The sequence below is a fragment of the Methylobacterium nonmethylotrophicum genome (assembly GCF_004745635.1).
Classification (GTDB): Bacteria; Pseudomonadota; Alphaproteobacteria; order Rhizobiales; family Beijerinckiaceae; genus Methylobacterium; species Methylobacterium nonmethylotrophicum.
In genome coordinates, this window is record NZ_SRLB01000021.1 from 39,729 (window position 1) to 64,731 (window position 25,003).

Genomic DNA, 25,003 nt, shown 5'->3' on the forward strand with positions numbered 1-25,003 from the left:
CTCCCCTGATGTGTCAGGCGGCCTCGCCGCCGCGGTCGTAGACGATCGTGCCGCCGCGGATGGCGAGGTCGCAGCGCGTGCCGGACAGGATCTCCTCCGGCGCGGCGCTCGTCATGTCGCGCGAGAACACCGCGATGTCGGCCGCCAGTCCCGGCACGAGGCGGCCGCGATGCCCCTCGGCCTTGTTCACGTAGGCTCCGAGCGCCGTGTAGGCGTGCAAAGCCTCGGGCAGCGACAGCCGCTCCTCGCCACCGATGATGGTGCCGCGCGAGGTCTTGCGGGTCAGCATCGTGAACAGGTTCGGAAAGGGATCGATGTCGCAGACCGGCGCGTCGCTCGAGGCTGCTGCCGCGAGCCCGCGGTCGAGCCAGGTCTTCATCGGGTAGGAGGCGGCCGCCCGCGCCTCGCCCAGCACCGAGACGTAGAGGTCGCCGAAATCGTGGATGAAGACCGGCTGCGGCACCGGCTCGACGCCGAGCCGGACCATGCGGTCGATCTGCGCCGGGCTGTTGAAGCCGCAATGCTCGATGCGGTGGCGTCGCGCCGGATCGGGCATGGCCGTCAGCGCCTTCTCGAAGGCGTTCAGCGTCTGCTCGATCGCCGCATCGCCGATGGCGTGCACGGCGAGCTGGTAGCCCTTGGCGTGATAATCCGCCACGTAGGCGTCCATCTCCGGGTCGGTCAGGAGCGACAGCCCGAGGGTCTCGGGCTCGCCGAGATAGGGGCGCGACATGGCGGCGGTCCGCCCGCCGGCGCTGCCGTCGGTGAAGATCTTCACCGGCCCGACCCGTAAGCTGTCGTCGCCCGCGCCGGTGATCGCGCCGTCCGCGAAGGCCCGCTCGACGATGCCGCCGGGCCCGCCGAGCAGGCAGAGATTCGCCCGCACCGGCAGGCGCCCGCTGCGCTGGGCGTTGCGGTAGGCCGCGACCTCGCGGTAGCCCGCCCGCATGCCGACCCCGGCATCCATGACGCTGGTGATGCCGTAGGACAGGCAGGCCTCGCCCGCCCGCTCGATCGCGGCGACCAGGTCCTCGTCGGTCGGGGCCGGCAGCACGGCCTTCAGCCGGTCGCGGCCCGTCTCGGCCAGAAGCCCGGTCAGGCGGCCGTTCTGCTGCTCGATCGCGCCGCCCTGCGGCACCGGCGTCGCTTCGTCGATGCCGGCGAGCTTGAGCGCCAGCGAGTTGGCGACCGCCACGTGGCCGCAGGCGCGCACGAGGTAGACCGGGTGGTCGGGCGCGACGGCGTCGAGCTCCTCGCGGAACGGGTGGCGCTTCACGTCGAGCTCGAACTGGTCGTAGCCGCGCGCCAGGATCCAGCGGCCCGGCGGCAGCGCCTGCGCCCGCTCGCGGATCCTGGCCAGGAGCGCGTCGAGCGTGCGGGCCGCCGCCGGCGTCGCGTCGATGTCCAGCATGCCGAGCCCGTAGGGCAGGAGATGCATGTGGGCGTCGTAGAGGCCGGGGGTCGCGAGGCGGCCCCCAAGGTCGATGACGCGCGTCCCCGGCCCGATCAGCGATGCGAGATCCGCCGCCGAGCCGGTCGCCAGCACCTTGCCGGCCCACAGCGCGACGGCCTCTTCCATGCCCTCCCGCAGGCCGCAGAAGACGCGGCCGTTCGTCAGGATCGTATCGGCTTTCGGGAACGCCGCCATCTGTGCTCTCTGCTGTCTGCTGTGTCGGAGGCTGTTTGCCTTAACCAGGGATCCATCCTACCCGCGACCTCATCCTGAGGTCGCGGATGGGACGTGACAGACACGGGCGAAGCTGATCTCCGCGATCAAGCATGCTCTCACGCCGCCGTCGTGCCGGCCGCATTCATGGCGGCGCGCTTCTGCTCGTAGAGCGCCAGCCGAGCCTGCAGCCGCGGGTGGCGCACGCTATCGCCGAAGCGGGTGAAGGCGGGAATCGTCTCGGCGAAGTGGCAGGCCGCCTCGTGTCCGGCCCCGATGGGCCGCAAGCCCGGCGCCTCCTCGCGGCAGCGCGCCTGCGCGACCGTGCAGCGGGTGTGGAAGCGGCACCCGGGGGGCGGGTTCATCGGGCTCGGCACGTCGCCGTCGAGGGCCGGCCGCGCGTTGCGGCGGGTGGGATCCGGCACCGGCGCGGCGGAAAGCAGCGCCTGCGTGTAGGGGTGGCGCGGGTTGGCATAGAGCACCTTCGCCGGGGCGGTCTCGACGACCTGGCCGAGATACATCACGGCCACCCGGTCGGCCATGTGCTTCACCACCGCCAGCCCGTGCGAGATGAACAGGTAGGCGAGGCCGAACTCCGCCTGGAGATCCTTGAGCAGGTTCACCACCTGCGCCTGGATCGAGACGTCGAGGGCCGAGACCGGCTCGTCGCAGACGATCAGCTTCGGCGAGAGGGCGAGCGCCCGGGCGATGCCGATGCGCTGGCGCTGCCCGCCGGAGAATTCGTGCGGGAAGCGGTCGGCATGGTAGCTCGCGAGGCCGACGAGGCCGAGAAGCTCGCGCACCCGGGCCGCCCGGGAGGCGGCGTCGCCGATCCCATGGACCAGCATCGGCTCGGCCAGGATCTCCTCGACGCTCATGCGCGGGTTGAGGCTCGCGAACGGGTCCTGGAAGATCACCTGCATCTGCCGGCGCAGGGGCCGCAACGCCGCCCGTCCGTCCCGCGTGACGTCGCGGCCCTCGACGCGGATCGTGCCGCCGCTCGGCTCGATCAGCCGCAGGGCGAGCCGGGCGAGGGTGGACTTGCCGCAGCCGCTCTCGCCCACCACCGCCAGCGTCTCGCCGACTGCTATGCGCAGCGACACGCCGTCGACCGCCCTGACGATGCCGACCTGCCGGCGCAGGATCAGGCCCTGATGCACCGGGTAGTGCTTGCGGACGTCGTCGAGCTCGAGGAGCGGCGTCATCCGTGCGCCTCCACGGGGGCCTTCCAGCAGGCGACGGCGTGGCCGGGCGCGAGGCCGGCGAGCGGCGGGTCGGCGTCCCGGCACGCCTGCCCGGCGAAGGGGCAGCGCGGGTTGAACCGGCAGCCGGCCGGCAGGGCGAAGGGCGGCGGCACGGTGCCGCCGATCACCACGAGCCGGTCGCGCTCGTCCTCCATCCGCGGCATCGCGCCCATGAGGCCGATCGTGTAGGGGTGCTGGGGGTCGTCGAAGATCGCCGCGACCGGCGCGCGCTCGACGATGCGGCCGGCATACATCACCGCCACCTCGTCGGCGACCTGGGCGACCACGCCGAGATCGTGCGTGATCAGGATCATCGCCATGCCGGTCTCGGCCTGCAGCTCGCGCAGGAGGTCGAGGATCTGCGCCTGGATCGTCACGTCGAGGGCCGTGGTCGGCTCGTCGGCGATGAGGAGCGCCGGGCGGCAGGCCAGCGCCATGGCGAGCATCACGCGCTGGCGCATGCCGCCGGAGAGCTGGTGCGGGTACTCGTCGAAGCGCCGCTCGGGCGCCGGGATGCGCACCTGCCGCAAAGCCGCGATGGCCTTCTCCTTGAGCGCCCGGGCGGGCAGCTTTTCGTGCCCCGCCAGGGCCTCGACGATCTGGTACCCGACCGTGTGGACCGGGTTCAGGCTCGTCATCGGCTCCTGGAAGATCATCGCGATGCGGTGGCCCCGCAGGCGCCGGAACGCGCCGGGCGCCAGCCCGACGAGCTCGCGCCCCTCGAGACGGATCGAGCCTCCCGTCACCCGTCCGGGCGCGGGGACGAGCCCCATCAGCGAGAGCGACAGCATGCTCTTGCCGCAGCCGCTCTCGCCGACGATGCCCAGCGTGCGCCCGGGCGGCACCGCGAGCGAGACGCCGTCCACCGGGCGGATCCCGCCCCGCGGCGTCGCGAAGGTCGTGACGAGGTCGCGCACCTCGAGGACCGGCGCCGGGTCCGGCGCGGCGGCGCCGCGCGGGACGATCACGGGGTCGGCCGGGTTCCGGATCGGGCGGGCGGCGGCGAGAGGCACGGCCGCGCCCCTACCGCTTCAGGCTCAGGTCGAGGCCCTTGTAGAGGCCCGCGCCGTAGAGCCCGTGCGGCCGCACGCCCTCGACGCGGTCGCCCGACACGACCCAGAGCTGGCGCGTGACGAGGGGGATCCAGACATGGGCGGCGGTCAGGAGGCGCTGCACCTCGGCCGTGGCCTGCGTGCGCTTGGCCGGATCGGTGGCGGTGGCGGCGGCGTCGATCAGCCGGTCGGTCGTCTCGTCCTTCCAGTTCATGCGGTTGGGCGTCGGCGCCTGCGTGCTCCTGAAGTAGAGGCTGAGCGCCTCGGTCGCGGTCCCGTACGGATAGGACAGCATGAAGGCGTCGAATTCCTGGGTGGCGAGCTTGCCCCAGGCGACGGTGGCGTCCCAGAGCTGGATCTGCATGTCGATGCCGACCTTGCGCAGGTCCCCCTGGATCGCTTCGGCGATGCGCGGGTTCTGGTCGTCCCGGATGCCGTAGACCACGAAGGTGGCCTTCTGGCCGTCCTTGACGCGGATGCCGTCCGGCCCGGGCTTCCAGCCGGCCTCGTCCAGCACCTTCACGGCGCCGGCCGGGTCCAGGGGCGGCATCATCGCGGCCGCCTTGGCGTCGTAGTCGAGCGCGGTCGGGCTCAGGAGCGAGTGCAGCGGCGTGCCGTGGCCGAAATAGATCGCCTTGACGATCGCGTCCTTGTTGACCGCCATGTTGGCGGCGCGCCGGATCGCCGGATCGCTCGAGACCGGCTTGTTGACCCGGAAGGCGAAGAAGACGTCGTAGATGTAGTTCTTCTGCTGCTGCACCTTGAGGCCCGGCACGCGCTGCATCGTGTCGATCGAGAACAGCGGCGGATAATAGGTGATGTCGGCCTGGCGCGCCTGCATGGCGGCCATCAGGGTGTTGGCCTCGGGCACCACCTTCCAGACGATCTGGTCGACCTCAGGCTTCGGATTCCTGTAGATCGGCGGGCCCCAGGTGTAATAGGGGTTCTTCTTCATCACCAGATCCTGGCGCGGCGTCCAGCTGACCCAGCAATACGGACCGGTGGCGTTGAAGCCCTGGACACCGAAATTCTGGCCGAGCTTCTCGACGGTATTCTTGTCGACGACCGAGCCGAAGGATTGCGTGAGCTGGTAGAGGAGGTCGCTGAACGGCTCCTGCAATTCGTAGACGAGCGTGTGGTCGTCGGTGGCGCGGATGTCCTTCACCTTGCCGGCGCGGTTGGCGACCGGCGAGCGGGTGGCCGGATCGATCCAGCGCTTGAGCGAGAAGACCACGTCCTCGGCCGTCATCGGCCGGCCGTCGCAGAACTTCACGTCCTGGCGCAGGTCGAAGGTGTAGGTCCGGCCGTCCTCGGATCGCGTCCAGGACTTCGCCAGCAGCGGCTTGACCGTCTTCATGTCGAAGTCGAGGCTGACCAGCGTGTCGGCGAGCATGAACAGGACCTCGGAGGCCGAGGTCGCGGTCGAGCGCACCGGGTCGTAGCGGTCGGCGTCGATGACGCGCAGGATGGTGAGCGGCGCCTTCGTCTGGGCGAGGGCCGGGGCGAGGCCGAGCAGCGACAGGCCGGCCGCCCAGGCGGCCCTCACGAGCGTCTTCATCAAGAAACAATCCTCTCGAGCATCAGCGGCGCAGGCGGGGGTCGAGGGCGTCGCGCAGGCCGTCGCCGAGGACGTTGAAGGCGAGCACGACGACGAAGATCAGCAGGCTCGGCAGGACCGAGACGTGGGGGGCGAAGAACAGGAAGCTGCGCCCGTCCGCCGCCATGGCGCCGAGTTCGGCCGTCGGCGGCTGCGCGCCGAGCCCGATGAAGGACAGGAGCGCGCCGAGCAGGATCACCTGGCCGAAGCGCAGGGTGACGAAGACGAAGATCGGCGAGAGGCAGTTGAGCAGGACGTACTTGGTCAGGATGCGGCCGTCGCCCATGCCGATCGCACGGGCGGCCTCGATGTAGTCCTGCTGCAGCACCACGATCGCGGCGCCGCGCACGACCCGGGCCATGAGCGGGATGGTGGCGATCGCGAGCGCGGCGAGCACGGCCGTGAGGCCCGGCCCGACGATCGCCGTCAGCGCCAGGCCGAACAGGATCGCCGGGAAGGACAGGAGCACGTCCATGAGCCGCATCATGAGCCCGGAGACGCGCGGGTAATAGGCCGCCGCGAAGCCGACGAGGCCGCCGAGGCTGCAGCCGACGACGACGGCGCAGAGGCTCATCGCGAGCGTCATCCTTAGCCCGAAGAGCAGGCGGGTGACCATGTCGCGCCCCTGCCCGTCGGTGCCGAGAAGCGCGCCGTCGCCCGGGGCCTTGAGCGTGTTGGCGAGGTCGCCCGCGTAAGGGTCGGTGGGCGCGAGCCACGGCGCGAGGAGCGCCGCCAGCACGAGCAGCACGACGACGACGAGCGCCACGGCGCTCGCCGGCTCGCGCAGGAGGAAACGCAGGACCGAGGGGCGCGCCGTCACCGCGAAGGCGGCGTGCGGGCTCGCCTCGGGCGTGAGCGCGATCGTATCGCTCATCGGGCCTCCCGGATGCGGGGATCGAGGAACGCGTAGAGCACGTCGACGACCAGGTTGATCAGGATGAAGCCGACCGACAGGACGATGATGGTGCCCTGCGCCATCGGCGCGTCGCTCGACAGGATCGCGCCGACCGCGAGCCGCCCGATGCCCGGCCAGCTGAAGATCGTCTCGACCACCACCGCGCCGCCGAGCAGGAAGCCGATCTGCAGCCCGATCAGGGTGACGACGGGGATCAGCGCGTTGCGCAGGGCGTGCCGCAGCACGACGGCTGTCTCCGTCAGGCCCTTCGCCCGGGCGGTGCGGACGTGGTCGGCCCCGAGGACGTCGAGGACGGCGCTGCGCGTCATGCGGGCGACCGGACCGACGAAGACGCCGCCCAGCGTCATCGCCGGCAGGATCACGCCCCGGATCCCCTCCGGCGTCCAGAGCGGCCCGGTGCGGCCGGTGAAGGGCAGGAGCTGCCAGTGGAAGCCGAGGAGCCAGACGAGGCCGAGCCCGAGCAGGAAGACCGGCACCGAGACGCCGGCGACCGAGGCCGCCACGACCATTCGGTCGGGCCAGCGGCCGCGCCAGTAGGCGCCGACCGTGCCGAGCAGGATGCCGAGCGGCACCGACCAGATCAGCGAGGCGACCATCAGTTCGAGCGTCGGCCCGATCGTGTTCCCGAGCTCCTGGGCGACCGGCATGTTGTTGATGATCGAGACGCCGAGATCACCCCGCAGCAGGCGCCCGAGATAGATCAGGAACTGGATCCAGAGCGGCCGGTCGAGGCCGAGATCGCGCCGGATGGCCTCGATCACGTCCTGCGTCGCGGTCGGCCCGGCCCGGACCACCGCCGGATCGTTGGGCACGACCTGCATCAGAAGGAAGCCGACCAGCAGGACGCCGAGCAGGACCGGAACGGCGAGGAGCAGACGCTGCAGGATGGTGCGGAACATCGGCGCCTAGCGTCGCCCCACCCGGACCGGCAGGTGCCGGCTCTCCCGCAGCACCGTCGGGCCGACCGCGCTCCGGGACCTGCTCGATGCCCTGTCGTCCTTGCGCCCTGACACGTGAGCCCTCCCGCGCGCTGCCGCATCCGTCGCCGGAGCTGCAAGGTCTGGGCCAGGATAGGACCTGGCAGCCGCAGCACAAGCCGCTCGTCGAACAGGACGGCTCATCCGCAGGGCGGCCAACACGTGTCACGGGATCGGTCGCATCGGGCCGTGCATCGGCGGCTGATCGGCGGCATGATCATGCGCTGTTTCTCCCGCATGACGCAACGCGAGCACATCTGCGATGTCAGCCGGCTTGCCAACTTCCGGAGCGGCTCCCGCGACGAATCCCAGGAGGGTGCCATGAGCTTGCTGAACGACCTGACCGGGGCGCCGCCCGGGATGAGCGGGCGCGCCCTCGTCCTGCGTCTCTGCGCGATCGGGGCGGTGCTCGCCGGGGCCGCCGGCAGCTTCGCCTATGCGGGCGGCTGGCTCTCGCCGGGCGTACTCACCCCGGCCCGGGTGATCGACCGCTTCGAGGAGGTCAACGGGCCCCATCCCGGCTTCCGCCGCAACCACGCCAAGGGGCTGTGCGTGGAGGGCAGCTTCGCGGCGAGCGGCGCAGGCGCGCGGATCTCGAGAGCGGGCGTGTTCGCGGCCGGGCGGGTGACGCCGGTCGAGGGCCGCGTGGCGCTCGCGGGCGGGCAGCCCTACGCGGCCGATGCCACGACCACCGTGCGCAGCCTCGCCCTGCGCTTCCGGCTGCCGGACGGCGAGGAGTGGCGCACGGGCATGAACGACATCCCGGTCTTCCCCGTCCGCACGCCCGAGGCCTTCGCCGAGCAGCTCCTCGCCGCCAAGCCCGATCCGGCGACCGGCAGGCCCGAGCCTGAGCGGCTGCGCGCCTTCTACGCGGCCCATCCGGAGAGCGCCGCGGCGGCGGCCCTGATCAGGGCGCGCACGGTCACGGCGGGCTTTGCCGACGGCACGTACCGGAGCCTGAACGCCTTCCGGTTCGTGGCGGCCGACGGCCGCGCCACGCCGGTGCGCTTCGCCTACTTGCCCGAGGCGCCGTCAGCCCCGGCGCGCGGCGCGCAGGAAACCGGCACCGACAGGAACGTGCTGTTCGACGACCTGGCGGCCGCCCTGCGGCGCGAGCCGGTGCGCTGGCGCCTCGTGGTGACGATCGGCCGGGCGGGCGATCCGACCGACGACGCGACGAGGCCCTGGCCGGCGGATCGCGAGACGGTCGATGCCGGAACGCTGACGCTCACCGGCGCGGCGCCCGAGGCGCCGGGCAATTGCCGGGACATCAACTTCGACCCGCTCGTCCTGCCGGACGGCATCGCGCCGTCCGACGATCCGCTGCTGAGCGCCCGCTCGGCTGCCTATTCGCGATCCTTCACCCGCCGCGCCGGCGAGGCGAAATCGCCCTCCGCCGTCACCGGCACGCCGACCCATGGAGCCGCCCTGTGACGAGCCCCCCTCGCTTCGCCCTGCCGGCACGCCTGCTCCACTGGAGCATGGCGGTCCTGATCCTCGCCATGCTGCTGATCGGCGCCGCGATGGTGACGTCGCTCGGCGACTATCACGCGCTGGTCTCGCTGCACCGGCCCCTCGGGGTCCTGATCCTGGTGCTCGCGCTCCTGCGGCTCGCCTATCGCCGGCGCCACGCGCCGCCGCCCCTGCCCGACGACCTGCCCCTCTGGCAGCGGCGGGCGGCGCATGCATCGCACGTCGCGCTCTACGGGTTGATGCTCGCCCTGCCCCTCGTCGGCTGGGCGATGCTCTCGGCGGCGCGCTACCCCGTCGCGCTCGCCGGCCCGCTGGTGCTGCCGCCGATCCTGCCGGGCAGCCTGATGCTCCATGCGGGCCTGCGCGCCCTCCACACGATGCTCGCCTACGCGCTGTTCGGGGTCATCCTGGTCCATCTCGGGGCCGCCCTTATGCATGCGCTGATCCGCCGGGACGGGGTGTTCGCCAGCATGGCGCCGTGGCGGTCGCGGGCCTGAGGGATCCGGCGCCCGCGATCCGCCGTCCCCTGCGCGCTTGAGCTCCGGGCCGCGATCCGGCTAAGGCCGCCTGTGGGCGGGCCCGACGGCTCCGCCGGAGGGTCGACGATGCGGACCTGCGCCCTGCTCGCCGGAGCGATGCTCACCGGCATCGTCGCCGCCGCGGCCGAGACGGCCCCGCGGCGCGACGAGTTCTACTGGCTCGGCGAGATCAACAAGGCGAGCGCCGTCATCAACACGGAGCAGGGGCTGCTCGATCCCGGCCTCGCGCCCGGGATCGCCCGGGGGCTGGACGCCGTGCTGCGGGCGGGCGACGCGCCTGGCGGCAAGCGCCCGACGCTGGTCATCACCTTCGAGCCGCTGCTGATCCAGGCGGCGGGCGTCGAGGCGACGCTGCTCCATGCCGGGCGCTCGAGCCAGGACATGCTGGCCACTGTCCGCGCGGCGATCATCCGCGACGAGATGCTGCGGCTCGCCGAGGCGTTGCGCACGACGACCGCCACGATGGTGCGGCTCGCCCGGGCGCATGAGGGCACGGTGGTGCCGAACTACACCAACGGCGTGGCGGCCCAGGCCAACAGCTACGGCCATTACCTCCTCGGCCACGTCGCCGGGCTCAGGCGTGACGCGGAGCGGCTGCAGCAGGCCTTCGCGCGCCTCGACCGCTCGCCGATGGGCACCACGGTGCTGAACGGCACGAGCTGGCCGCTCGACCGCGACCGGATGGCGGCCTATCTCGGCTTCGCGGCCCTCGTCGACAACGCCTACGACGCCGCCCAGATCGCGGCGACCGAGATCCCGGTCGAGGTCGGCGCGGTGGCGACCGCGATCGCGCTGCATGGCGGCGCCTTCGTGGAGGACGTGATGACCCAGTACGCGCAGAGCCGGCCCTGGATCCTGCTGCGGGAGGGCGGAGGCAACACCTACGTTTCTTCGGCGATGCCGCAGAAGCGCAACCCGGGCCTGCTCAACGACACCCGCGCCGAGGCCTCGCGCGTGCTCTCCCTCGGCATCGGCCGCGCGATCCAGGCCCACAACATCCCGCCCGGCATGAGCGACGCCAAGACCGTGCGGGACAACGCCGCCGTGCTGGCGGGCGCGACCCGGATGCTCGAGATGTGGGACCGGGTGCTCGACGCCCTCGTGATCAGCCCCGAGCGCGCGCTGGAGGAGCTCAACAGCGACTGGACCGCCTCGCAGGAGCTGGCCGATGGGCTGATGCGCCGCCACGGCCTGCCGTTCCGCGCCGGGCACCACTTCGCCTCGGAGATCGTCGACTACGCCCGGGCACACGACCTCCGGCCGAGCGACTTCCCCTATGCGGAAGCGCAGCGGATCTACGAGGCGACGCTCCGCGAGATGAGCCTGCCGGCCGCCCCGCTGCCGATGGACAAGGCGGAGTTCCGCCGGGCGCTCGACCCGGTGGCGATCGTGCGGAACCGGGCGACTTCCGGCGGGCCGCAGCCGGTCGAGATGGCCCGGATGCTGGACGAGGCCGACCGGGCCGTGGCCGGCCAGGCGACGTGGATCGCGGCGCAGCGAGGGCGGATCGACGCGGCCCTCACCCGGCTGGACGCGGATTTCGGCAGGCTGCTGGCGCGGGCGCCGCGCTGACGGTCGTGCGACCGGGGGACCGGACCCGGGCGGGCCTTCACGCGATCGTGGGCTTGCTCTCGACGAACCGCCGTGCCCAACTCGACGTTGTGCGAACCGAGACCGTGCCGCCCGAGGGGCGGGCCGCCTGCGAACCGGCAGGCGTGTGGCTCGGCCGCGAGACAAAACGCCCGTCGGGGCGAACAAGACGTCTGGGGAGGAAACAGGATGACAGCGAGCATCGGACTCCGTCCGCGGATCGCGCGCGGCGTGGCCGCCGCCCTGGTGGCGGCCGGCCTGTCGACCGGGACCGCCGCCGCGCAAGGCCTCAAGCAGTACGATTCGAGCGGCAAGGCGTTCTGGAAGAACCCGCCGCCGGACTGGTTCCTCGGCGACGAGACCGCGGCGCAGAAGGGGCTGGCGCCGCCCGCGAACCCGGCCCTGCCGGCCTCCGACGACGAGCTGGCGGAGAACCTGAAGGCGGTCAAGCTGCCGCCGGGCTTCACGATCAGCGTCTATGCCAGCGGCGTGCCCGAGGCGCGCCAGATGGCCTTCGGCGACAAGGGCACGCTGTTCGTCGGCTCGTTCGGCGCGACCAACGTCTACGCCATCGTCGACCAGGGTGGGAAGAAGATCGTCAAGACGATCCTCAAGGGTCTCAACATGCCCACCGGCCTCGCCTTCCGCGACGGGGCGCTCTACGTCGTGGCGATCGACAAGATCTTCCGCTATGACAACATCGAGGCCAACCTCGACAAGCCGCCGGAGCCGGTCGTCGTCTACGACGACATGCCGTCCTACGTGGCGCATGGCTGGAAGTACCTGACCTTCGACAAGGACGGCTGGGTCTACGTGCCGTTCGGGCCGCCCTTCAACGTCGGCAACCCGCCGAGCAGCGTGTCGCAGATCCGCCGCGTCGACCTCAAGACCGGCGCCGCGGAGATCGTCGCGCTGGGCGTGCGCAACAGCGTCGGCGGCGACATCGACCCGCGCACCGGCCGCTACTGGTTCACCGAGAACGCCCGCGACTGGATGAGCGACGACATCCCGAGCGACAAGCTCAACATGATCACGAAGGTCGTCGAGCATTTCGGCTATCCGTACTGCCACCAGGGCGACCTGCCGGATCCGAAATTCGCGCAGGGCCGCACCTGCGCCGAGTTCACGCCGCCGGTGGTGAAGCTCGGGGCGCACGTGGCGCCGCTCGGCATGAAGTTCTACACCGGCTCGTCCTTCCCGGCCGAGTACAAGAACAACATCTTCATCGCCGAGCACGGCTCGTGGAACCGGCATCGCTACCAGGGCGGGCGCATCGAGCGGGTCGTGGTCGACCCGGACGGCAAGAACGCGAAGCTCGAGACCTTCGCCTCCGGCTGGATCAAGGGCGACCGCGAGTATAGCGGGCGGCCGGCCGATATCCTGGTGGCGCCGGACGGGTCGCTCCTCGTCGCCGACGACTGGGCCGGTGCGATCTATCGCATCGCCTATACCAAGTGACCCTGCACCCGGTGAGGCGTCGCACCCATCGATGGCGTTCCGCGGCAGCCTGGAGATTCTCCGGGCCGACCCGCGGGGGGCTCGCCGCTCTCCTCGCCGCCGCCCTCGTCCCGCTCCAGCCGGCCCGGGCGGCCGAGGCGCCCGAGGTGGCGCAGGCCTGCCTGTCCTGCCACGGCGACGCGCTCGCCGAGGGCGCGCCGCCGATCGCCGGGCATTCGAACAACTACATCCAGCTGCAGCTGGTGTTCTTCCGCGCCGGCCGGCGCAAGAACGAGATCATGCAGGGCGTGGCGGAGGGCCTGTCGGACAACGACATCCGGGCCCTCGGCAAGTACTTCGCCTCCCTGCCGGTGCCCGACACCAAGCCGCCCGCGGACACCCAGCCGGACCTGACCAAGGCCGGCGAGGCGGCGGCAGGCCGGCACCGCTGCGCCGCCTGCCACGGCGACGCCTATCTCGGTGTCCAGGCCGCGCCGCGGGTCGCCAGGCTGCCCGAGGCCTACCTCGCCAAGGCCCTCGGCGACTACCGCTCCAACGCGCGGCCGAGTTCCGGCGGCGCGGCGATGACCGAGGTCGCGGGCGCGCTGTCGAATGACGACATCAAGGCCCTGGCGCATTACCTGGCGGTGATGCCCTGATCGTGGGCGCGGCGCACGGATGCGTCGCGCCGATACGAGGCGGGTTGATGATCGTCGGTCGAGCCCGCGCCGCGCTATCCGGCCCCGATCGTGCTCGCGGGGGCACAGCGTGCTGGTCGTGAAGCCGAAAACCCGGACCAACGCGGCCTGCGTCAAGCCTGCCGTCTTTTGCGGGTTGCCCGCGCTCCGATCTTGTTGGGTGGTTTCTCGGCGGGCACAGGCACCCGGTTCGTGGCCGGATCGGCCTCGCCCGCGGCGATGGCGATAGCCTCCTTCGACTGGATCAGGCGGCGTCCAAGCGTGGTCACGACACCGCTCCGCGCGTCGAACGCGGATTCCACATTTTTGTAGACCTCCACATTTCTGTGGGACACGCTACCTCCATGAACGCGCAGGAGTTCAAGAAGTGGCTCGCCGCGCAGGGCTGCAGCTTCGAGCCGAAGCGGGGCGGCTCTGGCCACCTGATCGTCCGGCGCGGCGATCGTAAGTCGGAGCTGCCAATGCATGGCGGCCGCAAGGAGCTCGGCACTGCCATCAAGAAGCAGCTCGGTTTGAAGTGATGTTGGCCTATCCGATCGAACTCACGCCCGACGACAACGACACGCTGCTCGTTACCTGCCCGATCCTGCCTGTCGTCGCCACCTTCGGCGAGGATGAGGCGTCGGCGCGCCGGCACGCGGTGGATGCAATCAAGACGGTGCTCGCCAGCATGATCGCGGATGGGGAGGAGATCCCGCTTCCGCCGGAAGCGAGTACGGACGACGCCGTTGTCCTGCCGTTGCTGACCGAGCTGAAGGTGCTGCTCTACGGCGCCTTGCGGACGGCCGGCATCACCCGGGCTGAGCTGGCGCGCCGCCTGGGCTGGAACCGGGAGAGCGTCGACCGGCTGTTTCGCCTCGAACACCATTCCCGCCTCGAACAGATCGAGGCTGCGTTCGCGGCACTGGGGCGGCGCGTGGCGATCAGCGTCCGCGACGCGGCCTGAGGCGGCGTCCGGACGCTGCCTCACCCACCCCCGACCTCCTCCCGCATGAACCGCGCAAAGCGCGGGTCGCTCAGGTAGGCCACGTTGACCCGCATCATCGGCGGGCCGGCCGGTCCGTCGGGCAGGAAGAGCCCGCCCGGCGCGATCAGGATGCCGTGCGCAGCGGCGCGGCGCGACAGGGCGTCGAGGTCGCAAGCGTCCGGCAGCCCGCACCAGAGGTAGTAGCCGCCCCGCGGCTCGCCGAAGACCGGCAGGCCGAGGGCGTGCAGGACCTCCCGGCCCTGGAGGGAGGCCGCCTCGATCCGGCCGGCGAGGCGGCGCAGGTGGCGGCGGTAGCGCCCGCTCTCGATCAGGCCGTGGACGATCCGCTCGACGAAGCCCGAGCTGTTGACGCTCGTCACCATCTTGAGGTCGCGCAGGGCTTCCGCGACGTCGGGCCGGGCCGCGACGTAGCCGCAGCGCAGGCTGGCCGAGAGGGTCTTGGCGAAGGTGCCGACATAGATCACGCGGTCGAGCTGGTCGAGGGCGGCGAGCCGCGGCATCGCGGCCGGCAGCACGTCGGCGAAGGGGTCGCTCTCGACGAGGCGCAGGTCGAGGGCGCCCGCACGCTGGAGCAGCCGGTGGGCGACCGGCAGGGTGAGCGAGCAGCCGGTCGGGTTGTGGGCGAGCGAGTGGGTGAAGAACAGCCGTGCGCCGCTCGCGCGCGCCATCTCCTCGAGATGCGTCACGTCCGGCCCGTCCGGGTTGCGCCGCACCCCGACGATGCGGGCCTTGGCGAGCCGCAGCTTGCCGAACAGCGGGTAGTAGCCCGGCGCATCGACCAGCACCGGCTCGCCGGGCGCCACGAACTGGCGGATGATCAGGTCGAGGGCGTGGTTGGCCCCGGCCGTGAGCAGCACGGTGCCGGGCTCGGCCTGGATCGACCGCTCGGCCAGGATCAGCGCGAGGCTCCGCCGCAGGGGCAGGTAGCCGTCCGGGCTGCCGTAGCTCTCGCTCGCCGCCGCGGCCGGCGGAAGGTGGCGGCCGACCTCCAGGCTCTCCATCCAGGCCGGCGGCGGGCGGCCGTCGCCGACGCGCACGTCGTAGTGGCGGTTCAGCTGCTCGCGCAGCAGCCAGACGCTGTCCACAGCCGCGACCGGCACGGGACCTGGGGGTGCGGGCGGAGCCGGCCGCCGTCCCGAGACGTAGAAGCCCGAGCCCGGCCGGCTCTCGACCCGGCCCGAGGCGACCAGGCGCTCGTAGGCGTTGACGACCGTGTTCTTCGACACCGCGAAGCCGGCCGCCGCCGCCCGGATCGAGGGCAGCCGCTCGCCCGTGCGCAGGAGCCCGCGCTCGATCCGCTCGGTGAGCCCGGCGACCACCTGCTCGACCCGGGTCCGGGGTTCGGGGCGCGTGACCGTATCCATGGGGCTAAGGGTACGGTCACTCCGGATCACGCGCAAAGCGTTCCTTGTGGGCAGGGCACGGATGGGTACGGTGCGGGCAACGGGCAGGTTCTGACAAGCCCGGACGAGGGAGAGAGATCTTTCGGCGACCGCGGGCGCGGCCGCCCTCGTCCGGCGCCGGCAGGCCGCCCGATCGCGCAGATCGCAGATCGCGGCGATCACAGATCGCGGCGATCACAGGCAGCAGGCATCCGACGAGATCCCCCCATGCAGAGCACGCCCCGGACGAACCGCACCTCGCGCATCGCCGGCTTCCACAAGAGGAGCCCGCGCGAGCGCCTGGACCTCGTCGCGGCCTTCGCGGATCTCTCGGAATCCGAGGTCGCGCATCTCTCGGAGTTCGGCAATCTCGCGCCCGACCTCGCCGACCGGCTGATCGAGAACGTGATCGGCACCATGACCATGCCGCTCGGCATCGCCACCAACATGCGGATCGACGGCGAGGACGTGCTGATCCCGATGGCGACCGAGGAATCGTCGGTGGTGGCCGCGGTCTGCAACGCGGCCCGGCAGGTCTACGAGGACGGCTTCACCACCTCGGTCTCCGGCAACCTGATGATCGCGCAGGTCCAGGCGGTGGGGGTGAGCGATCCGCACGCGGCGCGCCTGCGCATCCTTGAGCAGCGCGCGGCGCTCGGGGCGCTGTGCGACGCCTGCGATCCCGTGCTGGTGCGCCTCGGCGGGGGGCTTCGCGACGTCGAGGTGCGGGTGCTCGACAGCTTGAGCGGCCCGATGGTGGTGACCCACCTGATCGTCGACACCCGCGACGCCATGGGGGCGAACGCCGTCAACACCATGGCGGAGGCGGTGGCCCCCCACATCGCCGGCTGGAGCGGGGGCCGGGTCTATCTGCGCATCCTCTCGAACCTCGCCGACCGGCGGCTCGCCCGCGCCCACGCGATCTGGCGGACCGAGGCGATCGGCGGGCCGGAGGTGCGCGACGGGATCATCAGCGCCTACCACCTCGCCGAGGCCGACCCGTACCGCGCAGCGACCCACAACAAGGGGATCATGAACGGCATCGACGCCGTCGTGCTCGCCACCGGCAACGACACGCGGGCGATCGAGGCCGGGGCCCACGCCTACGCCGCGCGCTCGGGCCGCTACACCAGCCTTACCCGCTACGAGGTCACGGCCTCGGGCGACCTCAGCGCCTCGATCGAGCTGCCGCTCGCGGTGGGCCTCGTCGGCGGGGCGACCAAGCTCCACCCGACCGCGCAGGCCTGCCTCAAGATCCTCGGCGCGACGACGGCCGAGCGCCTGGCCCGGATCATCGCGGCGGTGGGGCTCGCCCAGAACTTCTCCGCCCTCAAGGCGCTCGCCACCACCGGCATCCAGAAGGGCCACATGGCCCTCCACGCCCAGAACATCGCCATGATGGCGGGCGCCGTCGGCGAGGAGATCGAGGCGGTGGCCCGCGTGCTGGTCGAGGGCCACCGCGTGCGCATCGACGTGGCGCAGGACGTCCTGGCGCAGATCCGCGGGGGGTGAGGACGGACGGGCTTCGCAGGCAGCCCGTCCCACCCGCGGCCTCATCCTGAGGTGTCGGCGATCGAAGATCGACGCGAGCTTCGATCGACGGCCTCGAAGGATGGCTCCAGAAGTCTCCGAGATCCCTGAACCCCTCCTTCGAGGCTCACTGGCGTGGGCACCTCAGGATGAGGCCGCGCGCGGGGAGAATGTGACCCAGTCAATACTGACAAATCGAACGATCGCCGACACGGCGACCGGACGACAACAATACGGGAGGAGAACCATGCTCAAGACCAGCACCCGCCTCGCCGCCCGCCTGCTCGCGGGCGCCGCCCTGCTCCTCGCCGCCGGCATCGCCCGTGCCGAGGTGACGACCGTCAAGCTCGGGGTGCTCACCGATCTCAGCGGCTTCGCGGCCGATTCCACCGGCGAGGGCTCGGTGGTGGCGGCGCGGCTGGCGGTGGAGGACTTCCGCAAGGAGCGGCCGGCGATCAGGGTCGAGGTGATCCAGTCCGACCACCAGAACAAGCCCGATATCGGCTCGGCCACCGCCCGGCGCTGGATCGCCGAGGGGCAGGTCGACGCGATCCTCGACGTGCCGTTCTCCTCCGTCGCCCTCGCGGTGCAGGAGGTGGTGCGCGACTCGAAGGCCGCCTTCATCGCCTCCGGCCCCGGCACCTCGGACCTGACCGGGCCGAAATGCTCGGCCAACACCGTGCACTGGACCTACGACACCTGGGCGCTCGCCCACGGCACCGCGCTCGCCCTGGTGCGGGCCGGCAAGACCAGGTGGTTCTTTCTCACCGCCGACTACGCCTTCGGCCACGCGCTGGAGGCGGACGCGGCGAGCGTCGTGAAGCAGGAGGGCGGCACGGTGGTGGGCGGCGTGCGCCACCCGACCGCGGCGGCGGATTTCTCCTCGTTCCTGCTCCAGGCGCAAGCGAGCCGCGCCCAGGTGATCGCGCTCGCCAACGCGGTCGGGGACACGGTCAACTCGGTCAAGCAGGCGGCGGAGTTCGGCATCACCGGCGGCGGGCAGGACCTCGCGGCGCTCCTGATGCAGCTCTCCGACGTGCACGCGATCGGCCTCAAGGACGCGCAGGGACTCTACCTGACGGAGGGCTTCTACTGGGACGCCAATCCGGGCACCCGCGCCTTCGCCGACCGCTTCGCCGCCCAGATGAAGGGCCGCCGGCCGACCGCCAACCAGGCCGGCGTCTATGCCGGGGCCCTGGCCTATCTGCGCGCCACGGCCGCCGCCGGCAGCACCGACGGGCGCACGGTCGTCCGGCAGATGAAGGCGGGGCCGACGAACGACCCGCTCTTCGGCGAGGGCAGCGTCCGCCAGGACGGACGGCACGTCCACCCGATGTACCTGTTCCAGGTGAAGACCCCGGCCGAGTCGAAGGGCCCGTTCGACTATTACAAGCTGGTCCAGACGATCCCGGCCGCCGAGGCGTTCCGGCCGCTCGCCGACGGGCGCTGCCCGCTGGTGAAGGCGCCGTGACCCTCCCCCGCCGCGTCCGGATCGTCGAGGTCGGGCCCCGGGACGGGCTGCAGAACGTGCCCGTCACCGTCCCGACCGACGTGAAGGTCGGGCTGATCGAGCGCCTGCTGGCCGCCGGCCTGACCGCGATCGAGGTCGGCAGCTTCGTGTCGCCGGCCTGGGTGCCGCAGATGGCCGACACCGCCGCGGTCCTGGCCCGGCTGCCGCCGAACCCGGCCGGGCGCTACGCCGTGCTGGTGCCGAACCTCAAGGGGTTCGAGGCCGCGCGGGCGGCGGGGGCTGGCGAGGTCGCGATCTTCGCCTCGGCCTCCGAGGCGTTCTCGCGGGCCAACATCAACGGCTCGATCGCCGAGAGCCTGGAGCGGTTCGCGCCCGTCGCCGCCGCGTCGCGCGCGGCGGGGATCCCGCTGCGGGGCTACGTCTCCTGCGTCCTCGGCTGCCCCTACGAGGGGGAGGTCGCGCCGGAGGCCGTGGCCCGGGTCGCCCGCCGCCTCGTCGATCTCGGCTGCCACGAGGTCTCGCTCGGCGACACGATCGGGGCCGGCACGCCGGACCGGGCCCGGGCCTGCCTCGCCGCGGTGGCCGGCGTCGTCCCGCCCGAGCGGCTCGCGCTCCATTTCCACGACACGCGGGGGCAGGCGCTCGCCAACATCCGGGCCTGCCTCGATCTCGGGGTGAGCGTGATCGACGCCGCCGTCGCGGGCCTCGGCGGCTGCCCCTACGCGAGAGGCGCCACCGGCAACGTCGCCACCGAGGCGGTGGTGGAGGCCCTCGCGGCGCTGGGCATCGCGACCGGGGTCGATCCCGCCCGCCTCGCCGAGGCCGGCCGCTTCATCACCGGGGCGCTCGCCCGGGCCGGGGCCGGTTGAACGCCTCCTCCCTCACGCCGCCGCCTCGCCGCTCGCCTCCCGCATCGAGGCCAGCGAGGCCTCGAAGCGGCACACGAGGCCGGTCGGCGCGTAGGTGAGCTTCACCTCGCCGTCGGCCTCGGCCGCGAAGCTGCGCTCGATCAGGCGCGAGCCGAAGCCGCGATGCGCGGGCGGCGAGAGGATCGGCGGACCGCCCTGCTCGGACCAGGTCAGGCAGAATCGTGGGGCCGCGTCCGCGTGGACGACGTGCCAGCGCAGGTCGACGCTGCCGGTCTCGGTCGAGAGCGCGCCGTACTTGGCCGCGTTGGTGGCGAGTTCATGGAGCGCCAGCGCGAGCGCCAGGGCCGGCTTGGCGGCGAGCCGCACGTCCGGACCGCTCGCGCGGATGCGCGGGGTGCCCCCGCCGCGATGGACCGCCAGGGCGCCCTCCACCACCTCGGCGATAGGCGCCTCGGTCCAGCTCGAGCGGGTCAGGATGTCGTGGGCGCGCCCGAGCGAGATCAGGCGCGCGGAGAACGCCTCGCGGGCCGCGTCGGGGTCGGCGGTGGTGCGGAAGGTCTGCGCGGCGATCGCCTGGACCATCGCCAGGGTGTTCTTGATCCGGTGCTGCAGCTCGGTCGTGAGCAGGCGCTGGTGCTCCTCGGCGCGCTTGCGCGCGCTGATGTCGAGCATCGCCCCGATCATCCGCACCGCCCTCCCCTGCGGGTCGCGCAGGACGTAGCCGCGGTCGAGGATGGCGGCGTAGGAGCCGTCCGCCCGCAGGAAGCGGTACTCGTCGCTCCAGGCGGTGCCGGTCCCGTCGATGACCGCGTGGATCGAGGCGTCGATCCGGGCCCGGTCGTCGGGATGGATGTGGGCGAGCCACCAGGCGCCGGTCGGCTCCACCGTCGTGGGGGCGTGGCCGTAGGCGGCCCGGAGCGCGTCGTTCCACAGGATGTGGTTCGTGGCGAGGTTCCAGTCCCAGATCGCGTCGTTGGTGGCCCGGGCCGCCAGGCGGTAGCGCTCCTCGGTCTCGCGCAGGGCCCGCTCGGCGCGCCGGCTCTCGGTGACGTCGCGCACCGTCCCGATGAAGCGGACCATCCGCCCGTCGGCCGCGAAGGCCCGGCCCTTGGCGGCCACCCAGCGCTCGACGCCGTCGGCGAGGCCCACGGTGCGGAAGGCGATGTCGTAGGACCCGTTTCCGCCCGGATCGAGGGCGGCCTGGACCTCCGCGTCGACCCAGGAGCGGTCGTCGGGATGCAGGCCGGCCAGGAAGGTGTCGTAGCTCACGGGCGCGTCGGGCGGCAGCCCGAACAGGGCGCGGGTGCGCGCGTCCCAGGTCAGCGTGTCGGTCAGGAGGTCGTAGTCGAAGATGCCGGTGCCGGTCGCCTCGACGGCGAGCTGCAGCTGCTCGCGGGCCTCGCGCAGGTCCCCCTCGGCCCGGCGCCGATCGTGGATGTCGCTGTTGCTGCCGAGCCAGCCGACCACCGCCCCGGCGGCGTCCCGCAGCGGCTCGGCCCGGATCTGGAACCAGCGATAGGTCCCGTCGCGGCGGCGCAGGCGGGCCTCGGTGTCGTAGACGACCTCGCGCCGGCGCGCCGCCTCCCAGGCCCGGAGCAGGCCCGGCAGGTCGTCCGGGTGGACCGGCGCCTCCCACCCCATCGGCAGCGCCTCCTCGGGCGTCTGGCCGGTATAGGCGTACCAGCGATCATTGAGGTAGCTGAGGCTGCCGTCCGGGTTGCCGAACCAGATGATCGCCGGCGCGAGCGCGGTGAGCGCCGCGAACCGCTCCTCGGCGACCTTGCGCTCGTGGATGTCGAGGGAGGTGCCGATCCAGCTGCGGATCGTTCCGTCGGATCCGCGGACCGGGTGGGCCCGCGACAGGAACCAGCGATACGCCCCGTCGGCCCGGCGCAGCGGGAACTCGGCCTCGTAGGTCCGCCCGGTCTGCGATGCGGCGCGCCAGGCCGCGCGCGTCGCCTCGCGGTGGTCGGGATGGATGGCGCCGAGCCAGCTCGCCTCGCCGGTCTCGGCCGCTGGCAGGCCGGTATAGTCGTACCAATAGGCGTTGCAGTCGATGACGCGGCCCTGCGCATCCCCGAACCAGACCACCTGCGGGCTGACCTCCAGGAGCGAGCGGTAGCGCAGCTCGCTCGCCGCGAGGGCCGCGCCCGCGTCGAGCCCGGCGCCGTCCGTCTCGCGAAGCCGCCGCTCCTCCTCCTCGCGCCGCAGGCGCCGCAGCTCCATCTGCGCCATCGCCTGGCGGGCCAGGCGCCCCAGGCCCCGGCGCCGGCGCTCGCCGAGATCGCGCGGCCGCGCGTCGAGGACGCAGACGGTCCCGACGGGCTGCCCCTCCGGGGTCCTGAGCATGGCCCCGGCATAGAAGCGCAGGCCCGACGCCCCGCCGACGAGGGGATGGCCCGCCAGGCGGGGGTCGCGGGCGGTGTCGCGAATCTCGAGGAGGTCCTCCCGCAGCAGGGCGTCCCGGCAGCTCTCGCTCAGGGCCGTCTCCCGCACCCCGAGGCCGATCTCGGCCTTGAGGAAGAGGCGCCCGTCGCCGATCAGGCCGACGGCGGCGGCGGGGGCCTCGCACAGCTCGGCCGCGGCCTGCGCGATCTCGTCGAAATCCGGGTCGCGCGGGGTGTCCAGCAGGCGGTAGCGATCGAGGGCGCGGAGGCGTGCGGCCTCGCTACCGCGGGTACAGGCGCGATCCATGGGGAAGACAGGCTCGAGACGTGCGGATGGTTCCACCAAATGTTTAAACTGGCGGCGGAAATATGGCTTTTGGGCCGCCGGGTGGGACGGATGCCGCGCGGCGCCACCCCCTCCTCTCCCCAGCCCCGCACGACCGGATCGCCGCACGAGCGGGAAACCGGCCGCGCGCAGCCCTAGTTAAGGGGGCGATGCCACGATGCGCCGTGCCCGCACGCCTGCGCCGAACCTGGGACGGACCGAGACCGCCATGCCTGCCTTCCGTTGCTCGATGCGTCCGCCCAGGGCAGGCCGTGCGGAGACCCCCGGATCCCCTTCCCACGGACGGACCCGGAGGCGCCGGGGCGCCGCGTCCCGGGTGCCGCGCTCGTGGACGCCATGACGGACGCCTTCGCGTTCCTGCCGCCCGAAAGCCCGATGAGCGGGGAAATCCGGGCGCTCGACTGGTCGGCCACCCCGCTGGGGCCTCCCGAAAGCTGGCCTTCCACCCTGCGCGGCACGCTCTCCCTGATGCTGGCCTGCCCGACGGCGATGTTCCTCGCCTGGGGGCCGGACCTGCTCTGCTTCTACAACGACGCCTACCGGCCGCTCCTCGGCTACCGGGCCGAGACCGCACTGGGCCGCCCCTTCCGCCAAGTCTGGGCCAGCATCTGGGACGAGATCGGCCCGCTCGTCGACGCCACCCTCGCGGGGCAGAGCCAGACGCTCACCGACGTCATGCTCGACCTCTCGCGCCAGGGCGTGCCGGAGGAGAGCTGGTGGTCCTTCACCTACTCGCCCGTGCGGGACGAGGCCGGGGCGATCAACGGCCTGTTCTGCGTCACCGCCGAGACCACGTCCCGCGTCGTCAACGAGGCGCGCCTGCGCGAGAGCGAGGACCATTTCCGGCACACGGTCGAGCTCAACCCGCAGGTGCCCTGGACCTGCGACCCGGAGGGCAACATCACCTCGTACTCGAACCGCTGGCTCGCGCTCACCGGGCAGGCGCCGGGTGAGCCGGACGGCAGCGGCTGGGCCAAGGCGCTGCATCCCGACGACGTGCCTTGGACCATGACGGTGTTCTCGCAGAACCTCGCCTCGGGCGAGCCGGTCGACATCGACTACCGCATCCGCGTCGCCGCCACCGGCGAGTACCGGTGGATGCGGGCCCGGGCCTTGCCGCGGCGCAACGAGGCCGGCGCCATCATCCGCTGGTACGGCGTCGTCGAGGACGTGCACGACCGCAAGCTCGCCGAGGAGCGGCTGCGCGAGAGCAACGAGACGCTGGAGCGCCGCGTCTCCGCGGCGCTCGCCCAGCGCAAGCTCTGGGCCGACGTGTTCGAGACCACCGACGCCCTCGTCGCCGCCCTCGACCTCGACTACCGGGTGCTCGCGGTCAACCGCGCCTACGCGGACGAGTTCGAGAGCCTCTACGGCCTGCGCCCGCGGGTGGGCGACCGCCTCCTCGACCTCCTCGACGCCCATCCGGCGCAGCGGGAGGCGGCGCGGGCGGTCTGGTCCCGGGCGCTGGCCGGCGAGGAATTCACCCTCGTGGAGGAGTTCGGCGACCCGGAGCACCGGCGGCCCATCTTTGAGCTGAAGTTCACCACCCTGCGGGATTCGGCCGGGCGCCGGATCGGCGCCTTCCAGTACGCCCTCGACGTGACCCCGCGCCTGCGCAGCCAGGAGCAGCTGGCGCGGGCCGAGGAGGCCTTGCGCCACGCCCAGAAGATGGAGGCGGTCGGGCAGCTGACCGGCGGGGTGGCGCACGACTTCAACAACATGCTGACCATCATCCGCTCGTCGGTCGAGTTCCTGCGCCGGCCGAGCCTGCCGGAGGCGCGCCGCACCCGCTACCTCGAGGCCGTGTCCGACACGGTCGACCGCGCCGCCCGGCTGACGAGCCAGCTCCTCTCCTTCGCGCGGCGCCAGCCGCTCAAGCCGGAGGTGTTCGACCTCGGCGAGCGCCTGCGCGCGGTGGCCGACATGCTGAACGCCGTGACCGGCGCCCGAATCCGCATCGTCACCGAGATCCCGCACGCCCCCTGCCACGTGCGGGTCGACCCGAGCCAGTTCGAGACGGCGCTGGTCAACCTGGCGGTGAACGCCCGCGACGCCATGACGGGTGAAGGGACGCTGGCCCTCGGGCTCGCCTGCGACCGGCCGCTGCCCTCGATCCGCGGGCATGCCGGCGCGCCCGGCCCCTTCGCGGCCCTGTCGGTCAGCGACGAGGGCGCCGGCATCGCGCCGGAGTTCCTGGCACGGATCTTCGAGCCGTTCTTCACCACCAAGGAGGTGGGCAAGGGCACGGGTCTCGGCCTCTCCCAGGTCATCGGCTTCGCCAAGCAGTCGGGCGGCGACGTCGACGTGGCGAGCGACGTCGGCCGCGGCACGGTCTTCACGCTGTACCTGCCCCAGGTCGATCCGCCGGCGCCGGAGGACGCGACCGGGACCGACGCCCCCGAGCCGGAGGCCGGCGAGCGCGGGCTGCGGGTCCTCGTGGTCGAGGACAACCTCGAGGTCGGGCGCTTCTGCACCCAGATCCTCGAGGATCTCGGCCACGCGACCGTCTGGGCGCACAACGCGGAGGCGGCCCTGTCCGAGCTGGAGCAGGCGCCCGTCCGGTTCGACGCGGTGTTCTCCGACGTGGTCATGCCGGGCATGGGCGGGGTCGCGCTCGCCCGCCGGCTGCGGGTCGAGCATCCGGACCTCCCGGTGATCCTGACGACCGGTTACAGCGACGTGCTGGCCCGCGACGACGCCCACGGCTTCGAGCTGGTGCGCAAGCCCTACGCGGCCGACCAGGTGGCCCGGGCGCTCCGGCGCGTCCTGGCGCGGCGGCGGCCCGCCTCGTCGTGAGGGTGCGGCCGGGCGCGGGATCCGGCCCGTCCGCGGCGCCGGGTG

General features: G+C 72.4%; 20 protein-coding genes. 11 read left to right on the forward strand and 9 right to left on the reverse strand.

The window, feature by feature from the left end; genetic code table 11:
* Positions 1-13: 13 nt before the first annotated feature.
* The 6 genes from EU555_RS24630 to EU555_RS24655 all read right to left on the reverse strand — a co-directional run bounded on the left by EU555_RS24630 (position 14) and on the right by EU555_RS24655 (position 7,374).
* Positions 14-1,648, reverse strand: a complete 1,635-nt coding sequence (locus EU555_RS24630; protein WP_135417863.1) for an amidohydrolase — start codon at positions 1,646-1,648, stop codon at positions 14-16.
* A 137-nt stretch (positions 1,649-1,785) separates the two neighbouring features.
* Entirely contained in the window at positions 1,786-2,871 is a 1,086-nt protein-coding gene (locus EU555_RS24635) for an ABC transporter ATP-binding protein (RefSeq protein ID WP_135417864.1), read from the reverse strand.
* The gene (locus EU555_RS24640) at positions 2,868-3,875 is read right to left on the reverse strand and encodes an ABC transporter ATP-binding protein (RefSeq protein ID WP_281041311.1); all 1,008 of its coding nucleotides are present in this window, start codon (positions 3,873-3,875) and stop codon (positions 2,868-2,870) included. Before EU555_RS24640 ends, EU555_RS24635 begins: the two co-directional genes overlap by 4 nt.
* A 58-nt stretch (positions 3,876-3,933) precedes the next feature.
* On the reverse strand, positions 3,934-5,520 hold the full coding sequence (locus EU555_RS24645; RefSeq protein ID WP_135417865.1) for an ABC transporter substrate-binding protein: 1,587 nt from the start codon (positions 5,518-5,520) through the stop codon (positions 3,934-3,936).
* Positions 5,521-5,542: 22 nt separating this feature from the next.
* Positions 5,543-6,433 (reverse strand): ABC transporter permease, encoded by an 891-nt coding sequence (locus EU555_RS24650; protein WP_135417866.1) that lies wholly within the window; start codon positions 6,431-6,433, stop codon positions 5,543-5,545.
* Positions 6,430-7,374, reverse strand: coding sequence for an ABC transporter permease (locus tag EU555_RS24655; protein WP_135417867.1), 945 nt, complete (start codon positions 7,372-7,374; stop codon positions 6,430-6,432). Before EU555_RS24655 ends, EU555_RS24650 begins: the two co-directional genes overlap by 4 nt.
* 399 nt (positions 7,375-7,773) lie before the next feature.
* Here EU555_RS24655 and EU555_RS24660 point away from each other — a divergent pair, with 399 nt between their 5' ends.
* From EU555_RS24660 to EU555_RS24680, 5 genes are all read left to right on the forward strand, one after another.
* Entirely contained in the window at positions 7,774-8,886 is a 1,113-nt protein-coding gene (locus EU555_RS24660; RefSeq protein WP_135417868.1) for a catalase family peroxidase, read from the forward strand.
* Entirely contained in the window at positions 8,883-9,422 is a 540-nt protein-coding gene (locus tag EU555_RS24665) for a cytochrome b (RefSeq protein WP_135417869.1), read from the forward strand. Before EU555_RS24660 ends, EU555_RS24665 begins: the two co-directional genes overlap by 4 nt.
* Before the next feature lie 108 nt (positions 9,423-9,530).
* A complete protein-coding gene (locus EU555_RS24670) occupies positions 9,531-11,036 on the forward strand; it encodes an argininosuccinate lyase (RefSeq protein WP_135417870.1) in 1,506 nt (501 codons plus the stop codon).
* 207 nt (positions 11,037-11,243) lie between these two features.
* Entirely contained in the window at positions 11,244-12,512 is a 1,269-nt protein-coding gene (locus tag EU555_RS24675; RefSeq protein WP_135417871.1) for a PQQ-dependent sugar dehydrogenase, read from the forward strand.
* 11 nt (positions 12,513-12,523) lie between these two features.
* Positions 12,524-13,150: a c-type cytochrome gene (locus tag EU555_RS24680; RefSeq protein ID WP_135417872.1), complete on the forward strand. Its 627-nt coding sequence runs from the start codon at positions 12,524-12,526 to the stop codon at positions 13,148-13,150.
* Positions 13,151-13,302: 152 nt separating this feature from the next.
* Here EU555_RS24680 and EU555_RS24685 read toward each other — a convergent pair whose 3' ends face one another.
* The gene (locus EU555_RS24685) at positions 13,303-13,524 is read right to left on the reverse strand and encodes a hypothetical protein (protein WP_135417873.1); all 222 of its coding nucleotides are present in this window, start codon (positions 13,522-13,524) and stop codon (positions 13,303-13,305) included.
* A gap of 9 nt (positions 13,525-13,533) precedes the next feature.
* Here EU555_RS24685 and EU555_RS24690 point away from each other — a divergent pair, with 9 nt between their 5' ends.
* Together EU555_RS24690 and EU555_RS24695 are read left to right on the forward strand one after the other, a co-directional pair.
* Complete coding sequence (locus tag EU555_RS24690; protein WP_135417874.1) at positions 13,534-13,710, forward strand: addiction module toxin, HicA family; 177 nt, start codon at positions 13,534-13,536, stop codon at positions 13,708-13,710.
* The gene (locus tag EU555_RS24695) at positions 13,710-14,135 is read left to right on the forward strand and encodes a type II toxin-antitoxin system HicB family antitoxin (protein ID WP_135417875.1); all 426 of its coding nucleotides are present in this window, start codon (positions 13,710-13,712) and stop codon (positions 14,133-14,135) included. Before EU555_RS24690 ends, EU555_RS24695 begins: the two co-directional genes overlap by 1 nt.
* 20 nt (positions 14,136-14,155) lie before the next feature.
* Here the strand turns inward: EU555_RS24695 and EU555_RS24700 are convergent, their stop codons facing one another.
* Positions 14,156-15,541, reverse strand: coding sequence for an aminotransferase-like domain-containing protein (locus tag EU555_RS24700; RefSeq protein WP_135417876.1), 1,386 nt, complete (start codon positions 15,539-15,541; stop codon positions 14,156-14,158).
* Positions 15,542-15,787: 246 nt separating this feature from the next.
* Between EU555_RS24700 and EU555_RS24705 the strand changes: the two genes are divergently transcribed.
* The 3 genes from EU555_RS24705 to EU555_RS36335 all read left to right on the forward strand — a co-directional run bounded on the left by EU555_RS24705 (position 15,788) and on the right by EU555_RS36335 (position 19,429).
* On the forward strand, positions 15,788-17,071 hold the full coding sequence (locus tag EU555_RS24705) for a hydroxymethylglutaryl-CoA reductase, degradative (RefSeq protein ID WP_135417877.1): 1,284 nt from the start codon (positions 15,788-15,790) through the stop codon (positions 17,069-17,071).
* A 265-nt stretch (positions 17,072-17,336) separates the two neighbouring features.
* Entirely contained in the window at positions 17,337-18,560 is a 1,224-nt protein-coding gene (locus tag EU555_RS36330; RefSeq protein WP_167858651.1) for an ABC transporter substrate-binding protein, read from the forward strand.
* Entirely contained in the window at positions 18,557-19,429 is an 873-nt protein-coding gene (locus tag EU555_RS36335; RefSeq protein ID WP_167858652.1) for a hydroxymethylglutaryl-CoA lyase, read from the forward strand. Before EU555_RS36330 ends, EU555_RS36335 begins: the two co-directional genes overlap by 4 nt.
* A 12-nt stretch (positions 19,430-19,441) precedes the next feature.
* Here EU555_RS36335 and EU555_RS24715 read toward each other — a convergent pair whose 3' ends face one another.
* Positions 19,442-22,123, reverse strand: a complete 2,682-nt coding sequence (locus tag EU555_RS24715; protein WP_135417878.1) for a PAS domain-containing protein — start codon at positions 22,121-22,123, stop codon at positions 19,442-19,444.
* 375 nt (positions 22,124-22,498) lie between these two features.
* Here EU555_RS24715 and EU555_RS24720 point away from each other — a divergent pair, with 375 nt between their 5' ends.
* A complete protein-coding gene (locus tag EU555_RS24720) occupies positions 22,499-24,958 on the forward strand; it encodes a PAS domain-containing protein (protein ID WP_135417929.1) in 2,460 nt (819 codons plus the stop codon).
* Positions 24,959-25,003 lie beyond the last annotated feature (45 nt).

What these genes read in the sequence shown, in the direction of transcription:
- EU555_RS24650 (WP_135417866.1), bottom strand. Translation starts at nt 6,433, where the DNA reads ATGAGCGATACGATCGCGCTCACGCCCGAGGCGAGCCCGCACGCCGCC.
- EU555_RS24635 (WP_135417864.1), bottom strand. Translation starts at nt 2,871, where the DNA reads ATGACGCCGCTCCTCGAGCTCGACGACGTCCGCAAGCACTACCCGGTG.
- EU555_RS36330 (WP_167858651.1), top strand. Translation starts at nt 17,337, where the DNA reads ATGCTCAAGACCAGCACCCGCCTCGCCGCCCGCCTGCTCGCGGGCGCC.
- EU555_RS24655 (WP_135417867.1), bottom strand. Translation starts at nt 7,374, where the DNA reads ATGTTCCGCACCATCCTGCAGCGTCTGCTCCTCGCCGTTCCGGTCCTG.
- EU555_RS24700 (WP_135417876.1), bottom strand. Translation starts at nt 15,541, where the DNA reads ATGGATACGGTCACGCGCCCCGAACCCCGGACCCGGGTCGAGCAGGTG.
- EU555_RS24675 (WP_135417871.1), top strand. Translation starts at nt 11,244, where the DNA reads ATGACAGCGAGCATCGGACTCCGTCCGCGGATCGCGCGCGGCGTGGCC.
- EU555_RS24630 (WP_135417863.1), bottom strand. Translation starts at nt 1,648, where the DNA reads ATGGCGGCGTTCCCGAAAGCCGATACGATCCTGACGAACGGCCGCGTC.
- EU555_RS24695 (WP_135417875.1), top strand. Translation starts at nt 13,710, where the DNA reads ATGTTGGCCTATCCGATCGAACTCACGCCCGACGACAACGACACGCTG.
- EU555_RS24660 (WP_135417868.1), top strand. Translation starts at nt 7,774, where the DNA reads ATGAGCTTGCTGAACGACCTGACCGGGGCGCCGCCCGGGATGAGCGGG.
- EU555_RS24715 (WP_135417878.1), bottom strand. Translation starts at nt 22,123, where the DNA reads ATGGATCGCGCCTGTACCCGCGGTAGCGAGGCCGCACGCCTCCGCGCC.
- EU555_RS24705 (WP_135417877.1), top strand. Translation starts at nt 15,788, where the DNA reads ATGCAGAGCACGCCCCGGACGAACCGCACCTCGCGCATCGCCGGCTTC.
- EU555_RS24670 (WP_135417870.1), top strand. Translation starts at nt 9,531, where the DNA reads ATGCGGACCTGCGCCCTGCTCGCCGGAGCGATGCTCACCGGCATCGTC.
- EU555_RS24645 (WP_135417865.1), bottom strand. Translation starts at nt 5,520, where the DNA reads ATGAAGACGCTCGTGAGGGCCGCCTGGGCGGCCGGCCTGTCGCTGCTC.
- EU555_RS24720 (WP_135417929.1), top strand. Translation starts at nt 22,499, where the DNA reads ATGACGGACGCCTTCGCGTTCCTGCCGCCCGAAAGCCCGATGAGCGGG.
- EU555_RS24690 (WP_135417874.1), top strand. Translation starts at nt 13,534, where the DNA reads ATGAACGCGCAGGAGTTCAAGAAGTGGCTCGCCGCGCAGGGCTGCAGC.